Genomic DNA, 16915 nt, shown 5'->3' on the forward strand with positions numbered 1-16915 from the left:
ATGCTCGTTCCGCTCGCAGCAGCCTTTTTGTCCTTTGGCGCCTTGCTGCCGTGCGTCCGCGCCCAGACCACCACAATCACCACCAGCACCAACGCCCCCGCGCAGCTCGTCCTCAGCGCAGGCACCACCACCATCGATGTCGCCGCCGGCGCGCTCTACACCTTCGACAACCTCGCCACCGGCGGCAACAGCGCCATCATCGGCAACACCGCGGGCGCTGTTTTTCGCACCACCGGCAGCGGCACCACCGTTTTTATTAACAATGACATAGTGGGACGCGGCCCCGGCCTGAGCCTCCGCGCCTCCGGCACGCTCGACCTGCAAAACGTCCGCTTCGGCGACAAGGACAACCCCGCGCTCGGCAACATCAACCGCCAAAGCGGCCAGGGTGGCGGCGCCCTTTCCATCACCGCTGCCGACGCCCTCCTCGAGCTCCGCAATGGCGAGTTTTATTACAACAAAAGCACCCTCGGCGGCGCCAGCGGCGGCGCCATCCAAATCGCGAGCGGCGCGCGCTCCATCATCGACGGAGCCACCTTCCTCGGCAACTCCTCCGCCAACATCGCCGGCGCCATCCTCTACAATTCCATCAACCAGTCGCACATCCTCAAAAACGCGGTCTTCACCAGCAACACCGCCGCCTCCCGCGGCAGCGCCGTCTCCGTCTATGCCGGCACTGTCGCGATGACCGACGTCGCATTTTACGGCAACAAAACCACCAACACCTCCCTCGCCCACCCGGGCGGAGCCGTCCACATCGTGGCCGCCGCGCGCGCCACGATCGACGGCGCCGTCTTTGAGCAAAATTCATCATCCATCATTGGCGGCGGTGCCATCAGTGTCTACGCCACCGGCATCACCACCATCACCAGCGCCACCTTCGGCAATGCCACCGACCTCACCCGGGGCAACTTCTCCTCCAACGGAGCCGGCGGCGCCATCCTCGAATCCGGCTCCTCGAACCTCGTCCTCAACAACGCCGCCTTTTACGGCAACTTCACCTCCACCGGCAATGGTGGCGCCATCGCCGTCCTCGCCGGCGGCACTCTCTCCGTTAACGGCGGTGTCTTCGTCTCCAACTCTGTCGGTCCCACCGCCGGCTCCCAAGGCTCCGCCATTCACCTCGCCGCGGACACCGTCGCCACCATCACCAGCGCCACATTCGCCAACAACAACTCCAGCTCCCACGCCACCGTTTTGATTACGGGAGGAAACACCAGCTTGAAAACCTACACCTTCACCGACGTGCTCTTCGATGAAAACTACGTCGCCAACGAGGGCGGCGGCGTCTTCCTAAACGGCGGCAACAGCCGCTACGAATTCAACCGCGCACGCTTCACCGGCAACTCCGCCAACACCGGCGGCGCCATCACCACCCGCGCGGGCACCATCCTCACCCTCACCGACGCCGTCTTCACCAGCAACACCGCGCGCGCCGGCACCGGCGGCGCCATCTCCCTTCACCTGGGCGGCCTCCTTGCCTACAACGCCACCGTCTCCGCCACGCACTCCGGCAACATCGCCGGCGCGGGCGCCGCCTCCGGCGGCTTCCTCTACCTCGGCGCCGGCGGCACCGCCAACTTCAACATCGCCCCCGCCGCCATCGTCCAGATTGGCGGCGAATCCGGCGCGCACGACACCATTTCCACCGGCACCTTCACCGACACCGTCATCAACATAAACAACGACCCCGCCGCCGTCGGCGCCGCCCCCGGTGACGGCGCGGGCACGCTCATCCTCGCCAATGGCGATTCCTCCTCACAACGCGGAGCCATCAACCTCCACGCCGGACGCCTCCTGCTCGCCAACTCCGCCACGCTCGGCGGCACCATCACCGTCGCCGACGGCGCGACCTTTGGCGGCGAAGGCACGATCGACTCCGCCGCCGGAGGCGCGCTCAACCGCTCCGTCGCCATCCAAACCGGCGGCACGCTTCAAGTCGGACTCGACGGCGCGGACGGCGCCGCGCAAACACTCGCCATCGCCGGCAACCTCGCGCTCGCAAACAACACCGCCATCATCGGCGACGGCGTGCTCGCCACGCCCGGCGCGGGAGGCATCACGCTCGGCGCGGCGGCGGGCGACACCGTGACGGCCAATATCGCCGCGGACAAACTCGTGTCCATCACAGGCCTCGCCAGCGGCGCGGGCGGCCTGCTGAAAACCGGCGACGGCACGCTCGATCTCTCCGGCGCGAACACCTTCGCCGGCGGCGTCACGCTCGCCTCGGGCACGCTCACGCTTGGAAGCAACACCGCGCTCGGCACCGGCGCGCTCGCCGTCACCGGCACCGCGACCGTGGGCTTTTCCGCCGCCGCCACCGTTTCAAACGCCGTCACGCTCAGCACGACCACCGTGATTGACAGCGGCGCGTTCACCACCGCGCTCAACGGAGCCATCACCGGCCCCGGCGGCATCATAAAACAAGGCTCCGGCCAGCTCGCCCTCGGCGGCGCGCTCACCGGCGTCCCCTCCATCGCCATCAACGCGGGCTCCCTCTCCGGCAACATCGACAGCGTCTCCGCCATCAGCATCTCCAACACCGCCGCCTACATCGGCAACCTCGCGCGTTCGAGCGGCCAGACGCTCTCCATCACCACCGGCTCCATCGGCGGCAACCTCACCCTCTCGCAAGGCGCCCTCCTCGAATTCAACCTCGCCGACGCCGGCTCCGGCGCGTCCCTCGACATCAGCGGCGCCTTCTCCGCCACCGGCACCACCACGCTCAACTTCATCAACCTCGGCAACGCCACCTACACCATTGTCTCCGCAAACAGCATCACCGCCAACAACTCCAACTTCGACTACACCGTCAACGGCGGCCCGCTCACCGGACGCAACAGCCTGGCCCTCACCGTCGGCACAAACGACATCACCGTCGCCGCCTCCTACCGCAACCTGCGCATGACCTGGGACGGCGCAAACGGCGGCGCCTGGGACACCGCCGCCTCAAACTGGAACGACAACGGCACGTCCGACTTTGGCGAGACACGCTTCGTCACCGGCGACAGCATCCGCTTCGCCTCCACCGCCTCCGGCACCGTCCTCGTCGCGGACGCGGGCGTGACCGCCGGCGACATCGAAGTGGCGTCAACCGGCGCGCTCACCTTCACCGGCGGCGCCATCACCGCCAGCGCGACCTCCGCCTCGGTGGACGGCGTCGCGGACGCCGTTTACCTCAGCTCCGGCACCGTCGCGGCAACAGGCAAGTTTGTCAAAAAAGGCGCGGGCACGCTCACATTCGACAACGCCGCGGGCGTCTTCGAGGGCGGCCTTGAAATCGAGGACGGCGTGCTCGCGTTCAATCGCGCCGCCCAGCTCGGCGACGCCTCCGGCACCATCAGCCTCACCGGCCCCGCCACACTCCGCGCCAACGGCGACATTCTCGGCGCCACCGGCACGCTCGGCGGCACGCTCGTCATCGCCGCCGCGAGCGGCACCTTCGACACGCAAGCCCACACCGTCGAATCCACCGCCACGCTCGCCGGCTCCGGCACGCTCGTCAAAATCGGCGACGGCAACCTCATACTCCGCACAACCGACAACGCCGCCTTCGCCGCCCCCACCCTCGTCTCCGCCGGCTCGCTCCTCCTCGCCGACGGCGCGAAACTTGGCGGCGCGCTCACCGTCGCCCCCGGCGCGACCGCCGGCGGCATCGGCGCGTTCACCGGCGGCGTCACCGTCAACGACGGCACGCTCCTCGTCGGCGACGCCGGCGAGACCGGCGCCGGCGCGCTCGCCATCGGAGGCGCGCTCACCCTCAACGGAGCCGCCCGAGTCGAGTTCGGCATCCACGCCGGCGGCATTGCCGACACCCTCGACGTCACCGGCGCCATCAACACCGCCAACGCCACAAACGTCGTCTCGATCAGCATCGCCGGCGGCATCGCCTCCGGCACCTACGCCCTCGGCAACGCCGGCGCGCTCGCCTCCGTGCAAAACCTTGAGGTCAACGGCGTCCTCATCGACAGCTCGCTGCGCATCGTCAGCGAACTCGCCGCCACCTCCGGCACGCTCCTCTACATCTACGGCATGGACGACTCGCGCTACATGGAATGGACCGGCGCGAGCGGCACGGGCACATGGAACATCGGCCTCGCCAACTGGCAGGGCTACAACGGCGACACCGGTGGCAAATCCAAATTCCAGGACGGCGACACCGTGCGCTTCACCGGAGCCGCAACCGCAAGCATCGCCCTCGAATCCGCCGCCACCGTCTCCGACATGGTCGTGGACAACACCGGCACGCTCACCTTCACCGGCGCGGCCCTCTCCACCAGCGTCGCGACAAACGGCGCGCTCATCACAAACGCCGCCGGCAAACTCGTGAAATCCGGCGAGGGCGCGCTCGTGTTTGAAAACGCCGCCAACACCTTCATCGGCGGCATCGAGCTCGACGCCGGCCTCCTCGCAGTCTCCACCGACGCGCAAATAGGCACCGCCGGCGCCGGCATCACCCTCTCCTCCGGCACCCTCCGCGCCCTCGCCAGCCTCGCGCTCTCCGACACGCTCACGCTCGCGGGCGGCTCCGCCGCGCTCGACACCGGCGCGAACGCAATCACGCTCACCGGCGGCATCGCCGGCTCCGGCACGCTCTCCAAGCTCGGCACGGGCGCGCTCACGCTCTCCGCCGCCACCTCCGGCGCAAGCCTCCTCTCCGCCGACGCCGTCACGCGCATCGTGGACGGAGCCGTCCTGCTCCGCGACTTCACCGCCGCCGACGCGACCGCGACCACGCACACCTTCATCCTCGACGGCGGCTGGCTCGACCTCTCCGACACCCCCGGCTTCAATCCCGCCACCGGCGCGGGCGCGAACGACTGGGCCGGCCTCACAATCACCGGCACCGGCGGCACCATCATCGGCTCCAACGACAAAATCACCCTCCGCGACGGCGCCATCCTCGCCTCCGTCGGCGGCGCCACCATCGCCGAGCAAGGCATCTTCGTCGTCGTTGACGCCGGCGCCGACGGCGTGGCCACCCTTGCCAGCGCCAATAATTACGCCGGGCGCACACTCCTCCAAAGCGGCACGCTCCGCATCGCCGCCGACGACCGCCTCGGCCTCGTCTCCCTCAATCGCGAAGTCCGCGTCACCGGCTCCGGCGCGGCGCTCGAAATCACGGAGGACGGTTTCCTCTCCAACCGCACCCTCGGCCTCGACGAAAACGGCACGCTCTCCATCGCCGCCGGCGCAAGCGGCACCTGGGCCGGCGCCATCACCGGCCTCGGCAAAACGCTCACCAAGGCCGGCGACGGCGAACTCGTCATCACGAACACGGGCAACTCCACCACGCTCGCCTACCATGTGGCCGGGGGCGTCCTTGAGGGCGACGCGACCATCCTCTCCCGCGCCATCACGCTCGACGCCGCCGGCACCGTCGCCGTCAACCAGGCCGCCGACGCGGACTACACCCCGCAAATCACCGGCGCGGGCGTCTTTGAAAAACGCGGCGCGGGCGTGCTCACGCTCCTCTCCGCGCTCGGCAACACCGGCGCCGTCCGCGTTGCCGCCGGCACCCTCAAGACCGGCGCCGACAACCAGCTCTCCGCCGCCTCGCCGCTCATCGTTTCCCAAGGGGCCGCGCTCGACATGCGCGGCACGCGCCAGACCGTCTCGTCACTCTCCCTCGACGGCGCGCTCCTCCTCTCCGCCACCGTCAACTCCAACCTCGGCGCCATCATCGCCTCGGATTACCTGAAGGCGACGGACTTCGTCACCGGCACCGGCTCCATCGCCCTCACCCTCAGCGAAACCGACGAGGACGGCTACTCCCCGCTCAACGGCGACGCGCCCTCCTCGGTGATATTGATCGAATCCGGCAACAACACCGCCGACCTCTCCATCAGCATCGCCAACAACCCCGACGACACCATCTACGCCTGGGATGTGACGAGCGACGGCAACAACTGGCGCCTCTCCCGCGAAAACCTCATCCCCGTCATCCCGGCCGTCACCGGCATCAACGCCGCCGTCCACATCGGCACGCAAACCGCCTTCGACACGCTCTCGCAACGCATCAGCCTCCTGCGCCTCGCCAACGACGGCAAGCACCGCATCGGCGGAGACCTGTGGGTGGCCGGCGCCTATCGCCACGACAAGATAAAAGGCACGCTCTACGAAGGCGCCAAGGCGGACACCAGGTCCGTGCAAACCGGCGTGAACCTCGTCAAGGCGCCCAAGGCCGCGCGAGGAAAAAGCAAAGGCGGCCTCAAATACGCGGCGGGCGTGTTCCTCGATTTCACCGACACCGACATCGACATGACCGACGCCGACACCACCACCCGGACCGGCGGCGGCGGATTTTATCTCACCTACCAGCCCAACGACGCGTTCCACGCCGAAGGCATCGCGCGCCTGGCGAAAGGCAAGCACGACACCCGCGTGAACGGCATGGACGACATGCGGCTCGGCACAAACGGCTTCGGCCTCTCGCTTTCGCTCGGTCACACCTTCCGCACCAAGTCCGGCTGGATGGTGGACGTGAGCGAGCGCATTCTTTACAGCATCACCAACGTGCAGGAGGACATCGACAGCGCGCACCGCCTGTTCAAGGTGAGCGACGTGGATTCGTTCCGCGGCCTCGTGGGCGTGCAATTTTCGCGAAACGTCCGGCTGTTTGGAAAATGGGATCTGCGCCCCGCGTTTCGCGTGGCCTACGACCACGAGTTCAAGGGCAAAAACGGCACGACGGTTCTCCGCTACCACGACGCGGGCCGCACCCGCCTGCGCGACCGGTATGATTACGCCGACGATTTCAGCGGCGGCTCGGTTGACATCGGCGCCGGCGCGACGCTGCGTTTCAACGCGCACTTCGAGCTCTACGCCGACATCTCCGGCAGCATCGGCGGCGAACTCGAAAACTACACCGCCAACCTCGGCATAAGCTGCCACTGGTAAGCCGCCGGAACCGGTCACCGACACGCCACAAAACAACACCATCGCCACTCTTGGGCGGTTCGAGCGCGAGCAAAGTGCAGGCTCGCGCTTTTTCATTTAAGCTGCCGCGAAAAGCGACCGCCCGGTCGCGCACCGGCATGACCTCGCCGGGGGGCGTGACGGCAGGGCGCCACGCGCGCTTACTTCGACCAGAGATAGCTTTGCCGTGAGAAAATTTCCGCGCCGTCGGCGGCGAGCAGCCTCAGGCGCCAGGCCGTGGGACGGGCCTTTGCGTCGGGCCAGTCCGCGCCGGTGAGCCCGGGATTGAGAATCAGCGCGCCCTTGCGCAGCGGCGGCGCGGGCAGCGAATAGGTTTTCGGATCGGGCGAGGTCGGCATGATGACGTCGAGCACAATGCGCGCGCCGGAAATGTCGCCGGGGATTTTCACGCGGGTGAAAAAATAGTAGCCCTCCCGGCTTTCGGGGCGGGTGCGGAGAACGATTTGGCCGCCCGTGTTTTCCCTGCCGGAAAAATACTCCGAGATGCGGTCGAACGATTCAGCCGCGCGGTATTCCGGCCAGACGCGCACGACTTTGACCGCGCCGGATTTTGATCCGCCGCTCGCGCATCCGGCGGCGATGACGACGGCGGCAATCATGAGCGAAAATGAAAATGTTTGGGCGAGGAGGCGTTTCATTGAACTTGGGGTTGGGCACGGTTTGAGTGTTTCCAACACAAGCCGGCATGCTTGAAATTGCCGTGAATGGCGAGTCGAAGATTTGTGACGCCCCAAGGCGAGCCGTAAGATTTCCGGCTCACCGGGACGGTTCGCCCCACCTAAAAATGCGACTGAGCAAATCTCTTTCACTCAACCGCACAACCGGGGCGGCGAAGGATTGACAGGCTCGTTACAGTCGGTCTTTTCATGTCGCCAATGCACGAAAACGCGCACACCGCAGCTCCCTTTTTCCGACGGCTTTTTGCGTCGGGGCTGTGCGCGCTTGTGCTGGCGGTTGGCATGCTCGCGGCTTCGCCCCAGCTGCACAAGATGCTGCACAATGATGCCGACCAGCCCGACCATACTTGCGTGATCACGGACTTTGCGCAGGGTGCCACACTCACGGCCGCCCTCGACGTCCCGCCCGCGAACGTGATCGTGTGGCGCGAGGTTTTTTTCACGGCGCCCGAGGCGCCGCTGTTTGGGATTCCGAAACACACGCACCCGCTCCAATGCGGGCCGCCGGCGCGCGTTTGATAAAAACTCGTCCGCTTTGGGGCGCGACGCCCGCGATTGCCGAACATGACATGCGACGCGGTTCCTCCTGTTTGCAATGCGCGAGCTGTATTCCCGCGATTGCGCGAACCGTCCCGAAAAACACCCGAAACCCAACATGAAAACCAATGTCCACAATTTCCCTTTTTTCCCGATCCCTGCTCAATTCAAACACCGCAAGATGCAACATCGCGCGGCTCGTCATCGCAATCGCGCTCATCGCGCTTAATTCCGGCGTTCGCGGCGCGACCCGCGACGACGACGATGTCATCAACCTGGACCGCCTCACCGTTTCCACGGGCACGCGAACGGAGCGGCTGGCTTCCGACGCGCCCGTCAAAACCGAGTTTTTCCTGGCCTCCGAAATCAAGGCGCACGGGGGCGTCACCCTCGCCGACAGCCTGCGCTTGATACCGAGCGCCCGCTTTGAGTCGAACTGCTCCAATTGCGGCCTCAACGAAATCCAGCTTCTCGGGCTCAGCACCGATTACACCGCGATTTTGTTTGATGGCGCGCCGCTCTACTCGGGGCTGGCCAAGGTTTATGGCGCCGATCTTTTCCCCACGATTTTCATCGACCGCATCGAGATCGTCAAAGGAAGCAGTTCCGTGCTTTACGGGCCGGAGGCGGTCGCCGGCGTCGTCAACCTCATCACCACGATGCCCACGCACAACCACACCAGCGCGCTGTTGAGCTACTCCAACTTGAAAAGCGACGCGGACGAGTGGAAGTTCACCTTCAAATCCAGCTGGCTGGACCGCTCGGGAAAACTCGCCCTCACCGCCTACGGCCTCTGGGAGGATCGGGACGGCCTCGATTTGACGACGGACGGATTCACCGAACTGCCCGAATTTGAAAGCAAGGTCGGCGGCCTCCAGTTTTACTATCGTCCCGACGAGGACAAGCTGCTCAAAGCCACCTATCAATACATCGACCAGTCGCACCGCGGCGGCGACCGGCTCGACCTGCCCGAGGAGCAAGCCCGCGTCGCCGAATCGCTGGCGCACAAAATCCACATGCTCAACCTGCAATGGGATCATCAACTCACGCCCGCCCTCTCCTATTCGCTGCGCGGTTCCTACCTGCGCCTGCGGCGCGATGCGTTCTACGGAGCGCGGGCCGACGCCGAGTTCGGCGCGTTCGACGAGGCTGGCGGATTCGCCGATCCCGGCAATCCCACGCCCGCCGAGGAGGCCGCGCTGGAAGCGTTCGCCGCCGATCCCGCAAACCAGTCCGCAATCAACGATGTCGCGCATCGCATCTGGAGCGACACGCGCAACCAGGTCGTCTTTCTCGACGCCCAAGTCACGCAAAAACTCGGCGCGCACGAGCTCGTTTACGGCGCGCAATACCGTTACGAAAAATTGAAGGAACGCCGTCCCTACGATTCCTCCATCGCCGACACCAGCGACGACTTCGCCACCTACGGTTTTTTTGCCCAGGACATCTGGACGCTCCGGCCCGGGCTGGAGCTCGTGCCCGGCGTGCGCGTCGACCGGCATGACAATGTTGGCGGCGCCATCTTTTCGCCGCGCGTCGCCTTGCGCTACCAGCCGGTCAACTCCCTCACGTTGCGGGCCTCCTACGCGGCGGGCTTCAACGCCCCCGGCGCCTACAACGAGGATCTCCACATCGGCGTGAGCTCCGGCGGCGCCATTTTTCTGCGCAACTCGCCCGACCTCGAGGAGGAGCGCTCGGACTCCTTCACGCTCGGCGCCGACTGGCTGGTGCCCGCCCTCGGAAAACGCCTCATACTCAGCTCGACCGTCCACTACACATTCCTGCACGACACGTTCGACATCGACGACAGCGACGTCAACGGCACGGGAATCTGGGAACGCGTCAACGGCCCCGACGCCAGGGTTTTTGTCTGGGAAAACGGTTTCCAATGGATGGCTGCCCCCGGCTTGCGACTCGAGGGCAGCGTCAGCTACATCCGCGCGCGCTTCGACGATCCCATCTTCCGCGTCAGCGGCCTGGCCACGAGGGAGTTTGTCAAGCGCCCTGAATGGACGGGGAAGTTTTCCGTCACATACGATTGCGGCGCGGGCTGGCAAATCGTGTCCCTGCTCAACTACACCGGCGGCATGCTGGCCGTCGGCGAGGAGGCGGACATTCATCGCAGAACGCCGAAGTTCTGGGAGCTCGACCTGAACCTGAGCAAAACCTTCCGCCTCTCAACACACATGGACCTGAAAATCGGCGTCGGCGTGCGAAACCTGTTTGATGATCGTCAGGATGACCTTTTCGACAATGGCGAAGACCGCGATCCGACCTACTTTTACGGCCCCGTGCGTCCGCGCACCCTCTTCGCAACCGCGGGCATTGAGTTCTGACCACGGATCTCTTGGCACGGAGCAAACGCAACCTAAACAAGCGGGAAAGCGCCGCCAAAGGCAGGGCGGTTGGCAGACTGTCGCTAACACTCGAAACGTCGAAACCGAAGCGTTTGCCTTTGAGATTCCCCGACAATCACTCCACCCACACTTTTTGATAACGGTGGATTCCCAGGAGCGAGGGCACCCAGTTTTTCACTCGCGGGGAAATCAGGTAGCTGCGCGTGCCAAAGAAGATCGGCGCGATCGGAGCCTCGTCGAGGAGGATTTTTTCGGCGCGCTGATAAAGCTCGAAGCGTTTCTCCCGGTCGGACGCGCGTCCGGCCTCGGCGATGAGGCGGTCGTATTCGGCGTTGCTCCAGTGTGTCTGGTTTTGCCCGCCGTTGGTCACAAACATGTCGAGAAAGGTGATCGGGTCGTTGAAATCGCCGACCCAGCGCGAGCGGCTGATGTCGAAGCCAATGGCGCGCTGCGCGTCGAGATACACGCGGTATTCCTTGTTCGTGATTGTGACGCTGATGCCGAGTTCGCGCCGCCACATTTCCTGAATGGCCTCGAGCACGGTTCGGTTGACTGCGTCGTTGTTCATCTGGATGTCGAGTTTCGGAAACCCTTTTCCTTTCGGATAACCCGCCTCGGCGAGCAGGCGGCGGGCGGCGGCGAAGTCGTCGGGAATCGCGGTCGCGCAGGTGTAACCTCCGGTGTTTGGCGGCGTGTAAAAGCGCGCGGGCGTGCGGCTGTTGTGGAGCACGCGCGCGATCAGGTCGCGGTTGATGGCGCGGGCGAGCGCGGCGCGGACTTTCGGATTGTCGAGCGGAGGGCGCTTGGTGTTGAAGCGCAGGAAAAAGGTTTCCAGCAACGGGTCGATGCGCAGGGCGGCGGGGTTGTTTTTGCGGTAGGCGCGAATTTTTTCGGGGAGAATGTCGTAGGTGATGTCAACCTGTCCGGAGCGGAAGTTGCGCTCGTCGGTGGCGATGTCGTCGTTCGGGAAAAACACGACCGCGTCGAGCCGCGTGCCGGCGGCGTCCCAGTAGAGCGGATTTTTCTCAACGGTGATCTGGCGGTTCGGCTCCCAGCTTTTCATCGTGAACGCGCCGTTGCCGACGATGTTTTCCGGACGCGTCCAAGCCGTGCCGCGCTGGTCGAGCTTTCCAAAGCGCAAAATCGTCGGCGCGTGAACGGGAAACCACATCGGTTGCGCGACAATGGAGAGCAGGTGCGGCGTCGGAGCCTCGAGCGTGAGCACGAGGGTGCGCGCGTCGGGCGCGGCGACGCCCACTTGCGCAAAATCGGAGAGCTTGCCGGTGTTGAAGGCCCCTGCGTTTTTGACCGGGTAAAGCATGTAGGCGTATTCGGCGCCGAGCATGGGCGAAAGGATGCGCCGGAATGATGTCGCGAAATCTTGCGCGGTCACCGGGTCGCCGTTGGACCAGCGAGCGCCGGCACGCAGGCGGAATGTCCACGTGAGTCCGTCGGGCGAGATCTCCCAGCTTTCGGCAACGGCGGGGACGGGTTGCGAAGTGGCCTCGTCGATCGCCACCAACCCCTCGAAGAGCGCGATTGCGATGTTTTGGTCGGTGTAGGCCGACATCGTTTGCGGGTCCATATCCTGCGGCTCCGCGCCGTTGCCGATGCGCAAGACGGAAGAGGAGGCAAAAAGGGCTGAAGGGCCGAAAGGCTGAAGGGCTGAAAGAAACAGCAGCGCGAGGAGGTGGAGAAATCGCATGTTTGAAATGTGTAGGCGGTATTTTATGCGGTGGAAGTGGAAAAACACGCGCAGCCGAACACACTTCGGGCGGGTGCTGGTTTAGCGCATGCGCGACCTCACATAATGGCGAGCCCCCAACAGCAGACTTGGCAGCCCGTGCCGCGCGGGACATCGTGCGCCTCATGCTCCCATTTCGTCGCGCCCTGGCCCTCGCCGCCTTTTCATTCTTCATTTTTCATTCTCCATTCTGCATTGGCGCGCGCGCGCCCAAGCCGCTTTATCGCGACACCATTTACGACGGCGCGGCCGATCCCGTCGTCATCCACAACCGCGCCGGGAACAACTGGCTCATGTTCTACACCAACCGCCGCGCCAACGTCCCCGGGCTCGACGGCGTGAGCTGGGTGCACGGCACGCCCGTCGGCATCGCGCAATCCAACGACGGCGGCGCGACGTGGGCCTACCGTTGCGACGCGCGCTTCCACGGCATCCCGCTTCCTGCGGGAACCGATCCAAAGACGCTCACGCACTGGGCGCCCGATGTCATCGAGCACGATGGCGTTTACCACATGTATCTCACGCTCGTGCCCGGCGTTTTCACCGATTGGAAACACCCGCGCGACATCATCCACCTCACCAGCCGCAACCTCATCGACTGGCACTACCAAAGCACGCTCGCGCTCGCCAGCGACCGCGTCATCGACGCGTGCGTGTTTCCGCTGCCCCAAGGCGGCTGGCGCATGTGGTATAACAACGAGCGCGACGCCAAATCCATCTACTACGCCGACAGCCCCGACCTCCACAACTGGACCGACAGGGGCAAGTGCGCCGGCGTCGGCGAGCGCCCCGGCGAGGGGCCGTATGTTTTCCGCTGGCGCGGACACTACTGGATGCTCGTCGATCTCTGGCGCGGCATCGGCGTTTACCGCTCCGACGATCTCCTCAACTGGACGCCGCAGCCCGGCGATCCGCTCCTCGGCAAACCCGGCAAGGGCGCGGATGACGGCGTGAACGGCGGGCATTGCGGCGTCGTGGTCGATCACGCCACCGACCGCGCGTATTGTTTCTATTTCACGCATCCCGGACGCAACGGCACCATTTCGCCCGACGACAAAAACAACCTCGAACTCCGCCGCAGCTCCATCCAAGTCGTCGAGCTCCGCGAAAAAGACGGCGCAATTTCGTGCGACCGCGACGCGCCGACTTACGTGAAACTTTCCCCGCCCGCCGACTCCGCCGTCGCGGCAAACTTCACGCTCGCCGGTGAAACCGCCGTCGCGCGTATCCATTATTCGGATATGGACGCCAAAGTCGTTTCCCTCGCCGCCAATCACCTCGCCGCCGACATAGAGCGCGTCACCGGAAAGCGCCCTGTGGTAATTTCGACCCTCAAAACTAGAATCCAACTTTCCGATGCTCCTGTTATTCTCATCGGCACTCTTGGAAAATCCCCTTTCATTGATCAGCTCCTCTCCACCCAGGAATTCGACCTCGCCGTTTTCCGTGGCTCATGGGAATCCTTTCTCATCACCGCGCTCGACAACAACACGCTCGTCATCGCCGGCAGCGATCCACGCGGCACGGCGTTTGGCGTTTACGAACTCTCGCGCATGATCGGCGTTTCGCCCTGGCATTGGTGGGCGGACGTCACGCCCGAAAAGAAAACCAGCATTTCGATTCCCGCCGGCACGCGCGTTTTCGGTCCGCCCTCGGTCAAATACCGGGGCATCTTCATCAACGACGAGGACTGGGGCCTGCAACCCTGGGCAGCAAAAACCTTCGAGCCGGAAACCGGCGGCATCGGCCCGAAGACCTACGAAAAAGTTTTTGAACTCCTCCTGCGCCTCAAGGCCAACACGCTCTGGCCCGCCATGCACGCCTGCTCGCCCGCGTTCAACAGCAACCCCGCCAACGCCGCACTCGCCTCCGACTACGCCATCGTCATGGGCAGCTCGCACGCCGAGCCCATGCTCCGCAACAACGTCACCGAGTGGACCGCCCCCCACAAGGACTACAACTACGCCACCAATCGCGACGGCGTCCTCGCCTACTGGGAGGAGCGCGCCAAAACCAACGGTCGCTACGAAAACATCTACACCATCGGCATGCGCGGCATCCACGACAGCGGAATGCAAGGCGGCGGCACAAAGGAAGAGCAAATTGCCCGCCTCGAAAAAATCTTCGCCGACCAGCGCGCGCTCATCGCCAAGCACGTTTCGCCCGGTGTCGAGCGCGTCCCCCAAATGTTCTGCGCCTACAAGGAAGTGCTCGACCTCTACCGCGGCGGCCTGCGCGTGCCCGACGACGTCACGATTATGTTCCCCGACGACAACTTTGGCTACATCCGCAACTTCCCCTCCGACGCCGACCGCGCCGCCATGCGCGACGGCAAACGCACCGGCGGTTTCGGCATCTACTACCACCTCTCCTACCTCGGACGCCCCATGGCCTACCTTTGGCTCAGCACCACGCCGCCCGCGCTCATCTGGGAGGAAATGAACAAAGCCCACCAGCTCGGCGCCGACCGCATCTGGATCGCCAACGTCGGCGACATCAAGCCCGCCGAAATCACCACCGAGTTTTTCCTGCAAATGGCATGGGACATCGGTTCCGTCGCCACGCTTCCGAACATGCAAATCGATTTTCTGCGCCAATGGGCCGCGCGCGAATTCGGCGCCGAACACGCGCCCGACATCGCGCAACTGATGGACATGTATTACCGCTACAACTTCGAGCGCCGCCCCGAGCACCTGCAATGGTGGCTGCCCCGCGAAAAACCAAAACCATCCACATTCACCCCCGCGCAACGCGAACGCCGCGACGAACTCGCGCGCAAAATGAACGAACTCCTCGCCACGATCCGCGAACGCATCCCCGCCGAAAAGCAGGACGCGTTTTATCAACTCGTCGAGTATCCCGTGCAAGGCTCCATCCTCGCCAACAACCGCTACTTCACCGGCGAGGAAGCCGCGCTCAAGCACATCGCCGGCGACAAAACCGCGCTCAACAAACTCGGCTACCAAGCCGACGTCCTCAACCTCCAACTCGCGCGCATCACGCACCGCTACAACAATCTCATCGCCGGCGGCAAATGGCGACACCTCATGCAACTCGAGCCCGCCGACAACGATTGGAAATCCATGCGCATCTCCAAGTGGCGCGTCCCCAATTTCCAGCAACCGCTCCCGTCCGCGCCAAAAGATCCGCTGACAGAAGCGGAAGAGAATGGCATTGAAATCTGGACGACAGGCATGCTCACTCCGATTGACGGATTGGGACGCTCAGGAACAGTCACTACCATTACTCCCGCCACGACATCAGCGACATCGATATTAGAAGCAAAAACAGCCCCCACTCTTATTTTTAAATACACCCTCGCCGCCCAACCCAATTCCGCAACCCTGCGCATCCACGTCCTCCCCACGCACGCCATCGACGGCTCCGGCAAACTCCGCATCGCCTACGCAATCGACGGTGCCCCCGAACCGCAACTCGCCGAACTCATCATCAACGACGGCAAACCCGAGTGGGCGCAAGGCGTCCTCGCCAACGAGCGCACCTTCGACATCCCGCTTCCGCCCTCCGCGCTCACCGCGGGCGAGCACACGCTGCATCTCCACGGCATCGACTCCAGCGTCGTGATCGACCGCGTAACGATTGAGTGAGAATATCGATGAGCTTAAACCAACAATGCCCGAATAATATTCCGTGAAAAAAGCCCGCTTCATTTTTAATCCGCGCTCGGGTTACAACATCAGCAATCCGCATGTTGTCGAACGGGTGCGGCGGTTCATCGCGGAGCAAAACGCGGCGGGCGCGCTCGACGCGCGGCTCGTGAGCACGGAGCGTCCGCATCACGCGACGGAACTGGCGCGCGCCGCAATCGCGGACGGATGCGAGCTCGTCGTCGCGGTCGGCGGCGACGGAACAATAAACGAAACCGCGACCGCGCTCGTCAACGCGCCCGCCCCGGTTGCGCTCGGCCTCGTCCCGTGCGGATCGGGCAACGGACTTGGGCGGCACCTCGGCATTCCCCGCCCGGACGAAAACGCCCTGCGCGCGCTTGTCGACGGCACGCCGCGAGTGATCGACACGGCGATGGCAAACGAACATCCGTTTTTCAATATGATGGGGCTCGGCTTCGATGCCGGAATCAGCGCCCGGTTTCGCTCGCTCAAAAAACGCGGATTTCCGCGCTACCTGAAAATCATTCTCTCGGAATTTTTCCGCTACAAGCCGGTGTCCTGCGCAATCACGCCCCTCGATGAAAACGCACTCCCGGCGCCCGTCACGACAAAGCAACGGCTCGAGGCGGAGGCGTTTATTTTGGCGATCGGCAATTCCGACCAATACGGCAACGACGGCTTCATCACTCCGCTGGCGCGCATCGACGACGGACAGCTCGACCTGACGCTGGTGCGCGGCGTGTCGCTGCTCAACGCGCTGCCGCTTGCGATCCGCCTGCTCACGCGCCGCCTGTATGGCAGCAAAAAAGTCACGCACCTGCGCGCGCCGGGATTTGTCATCGAACGTCCCGAACCGGGCATGATTCACACCGACGGCGAACCGCGCGAAGCGGCGGCGCGAATTGAAGTGAAAATCCTGCCGCAAAGTTTGCGCGTGATGACCCCGCGCGAGAAGGCGCCTTAATATATTGGGCGAAAGTATAAATCGCCCGCGCGTTAAATTGTTTCACCGGGAGCGCGAGCCAATGGCGC

General features: G+C 64.4%; 7 protein-coding genes. 5 read left to right on the forward strand and 2 right to left on the reverse strand.

Features of this window, described 5'->3' with window-relative positions; genetic code table 11:
- Window positions 1-6900, forward strand: a complete 6900-nt coding sequence (locus tag M2103_RS00280; RefSeq protein ID WP_277507992.1) for an autotransporter-associated beta strand repeat-containing protein — start codon at window positions 1-3, stop codon at window positions 6898-6900.
- A gap of 179 nt (window positions 6901-7079) precedes the next feature.
- On the opposite strand, the gene M2103_RS00285 is transcribed toward M2103_RS00280, so the two are convergent.
- The gene (locus tag M2103_RS00285; RefSeq protein ID WP_277507993.1) at window positions 7080-7538 is read right to left on the reverse strand and encodes a hypothetical protein; all 459 of its coding nucleotides are present in this window, start codon (window positions 7536-7538) and stop codon (window positions 7080-7082) included.
- Window positions 7539-7805: 267 nt separating this feature from the next.
- On the opposite strand from M2103_RS00285, the gene M2103_RS00290 reads away from it, so the two are divergent.
- Together M2103_RS00290 and M2103_RS00295 are read left to right on the forward strand one after the other, a co-directional pair.
- The gene (locus M2103_RS00290; RefSeq protein ID WP_277507994.1) at window positions 7806-8135 is read left to right on the forward strand and encodes a hypothetical protein; all 330 of its coding nucleotides are present in this window, start codon (window positions 7806-7808) and stop codon (window positions 8133-8135) included.
- A gap of 146 nt (window positions 8136-8281) precedes the next feature.
- Entirely contained in the window at window positions 8282-10489 is a 2208-nt protein-coding gene (locus tag M2103_RS00295) for a TonB-dependent receptor (protein ID WP_277507995.1), read from the forward strand.
- Window positions 10490-10625: 136 nt separating this feature from the next.
- Here M2103_RS00295 and M2103_RS00300 read toward each other — a convergent pair whose 3' ends face one another.
- Window positions 10626-12215, reverse strand: coding sequence for a peptide ABC transporter substrate-binding protein (locus M2103_RS00300; protein WP_277507996.1), 1590 nt, complete (start codon window positions 12213-12215; stop codon window positions 10626-10628).
- A 164-nt stretch (window positions 12216-12379) separates the two neighbouring features.
- On the opposite strand from M2103_RS00300, the gene M2103_RS00305 reads away from it, so the two are divergent.
- Entirely contained in the window at window positions 12380-15862 is a 3483-nt protein-coding gene (locus M2103_RS00305; protein ID WP_277507997.1) for a glycosyl hydrolase 115 family protein, read from the forward strand.
- 43 nt (window positions 15863-15905) lie between these two features.
- Complete coding sequence (locus tag M2103_RS00310) at window positions 15906-16847, forward strand: diacylglycerol kinase family protein (RefSeq protein ID WP_277507998.1); 942 nt, start codon at window positions 15906-15908, stop codon at window positions 16845-16847.
- Window positions 16848-16915: the final 68 nt, after the last annotated feature.

Origin of the sequence: Ereboglobus sp. PH5-5, assembly GCF_029504805.1 — a bacterium.
Classification (GTDB): domain Bacteria; phylum Verrucomicrobiota; class Verrucomicrobiia; order Opitutales; family Opitutaceae; genus Ereboglobus.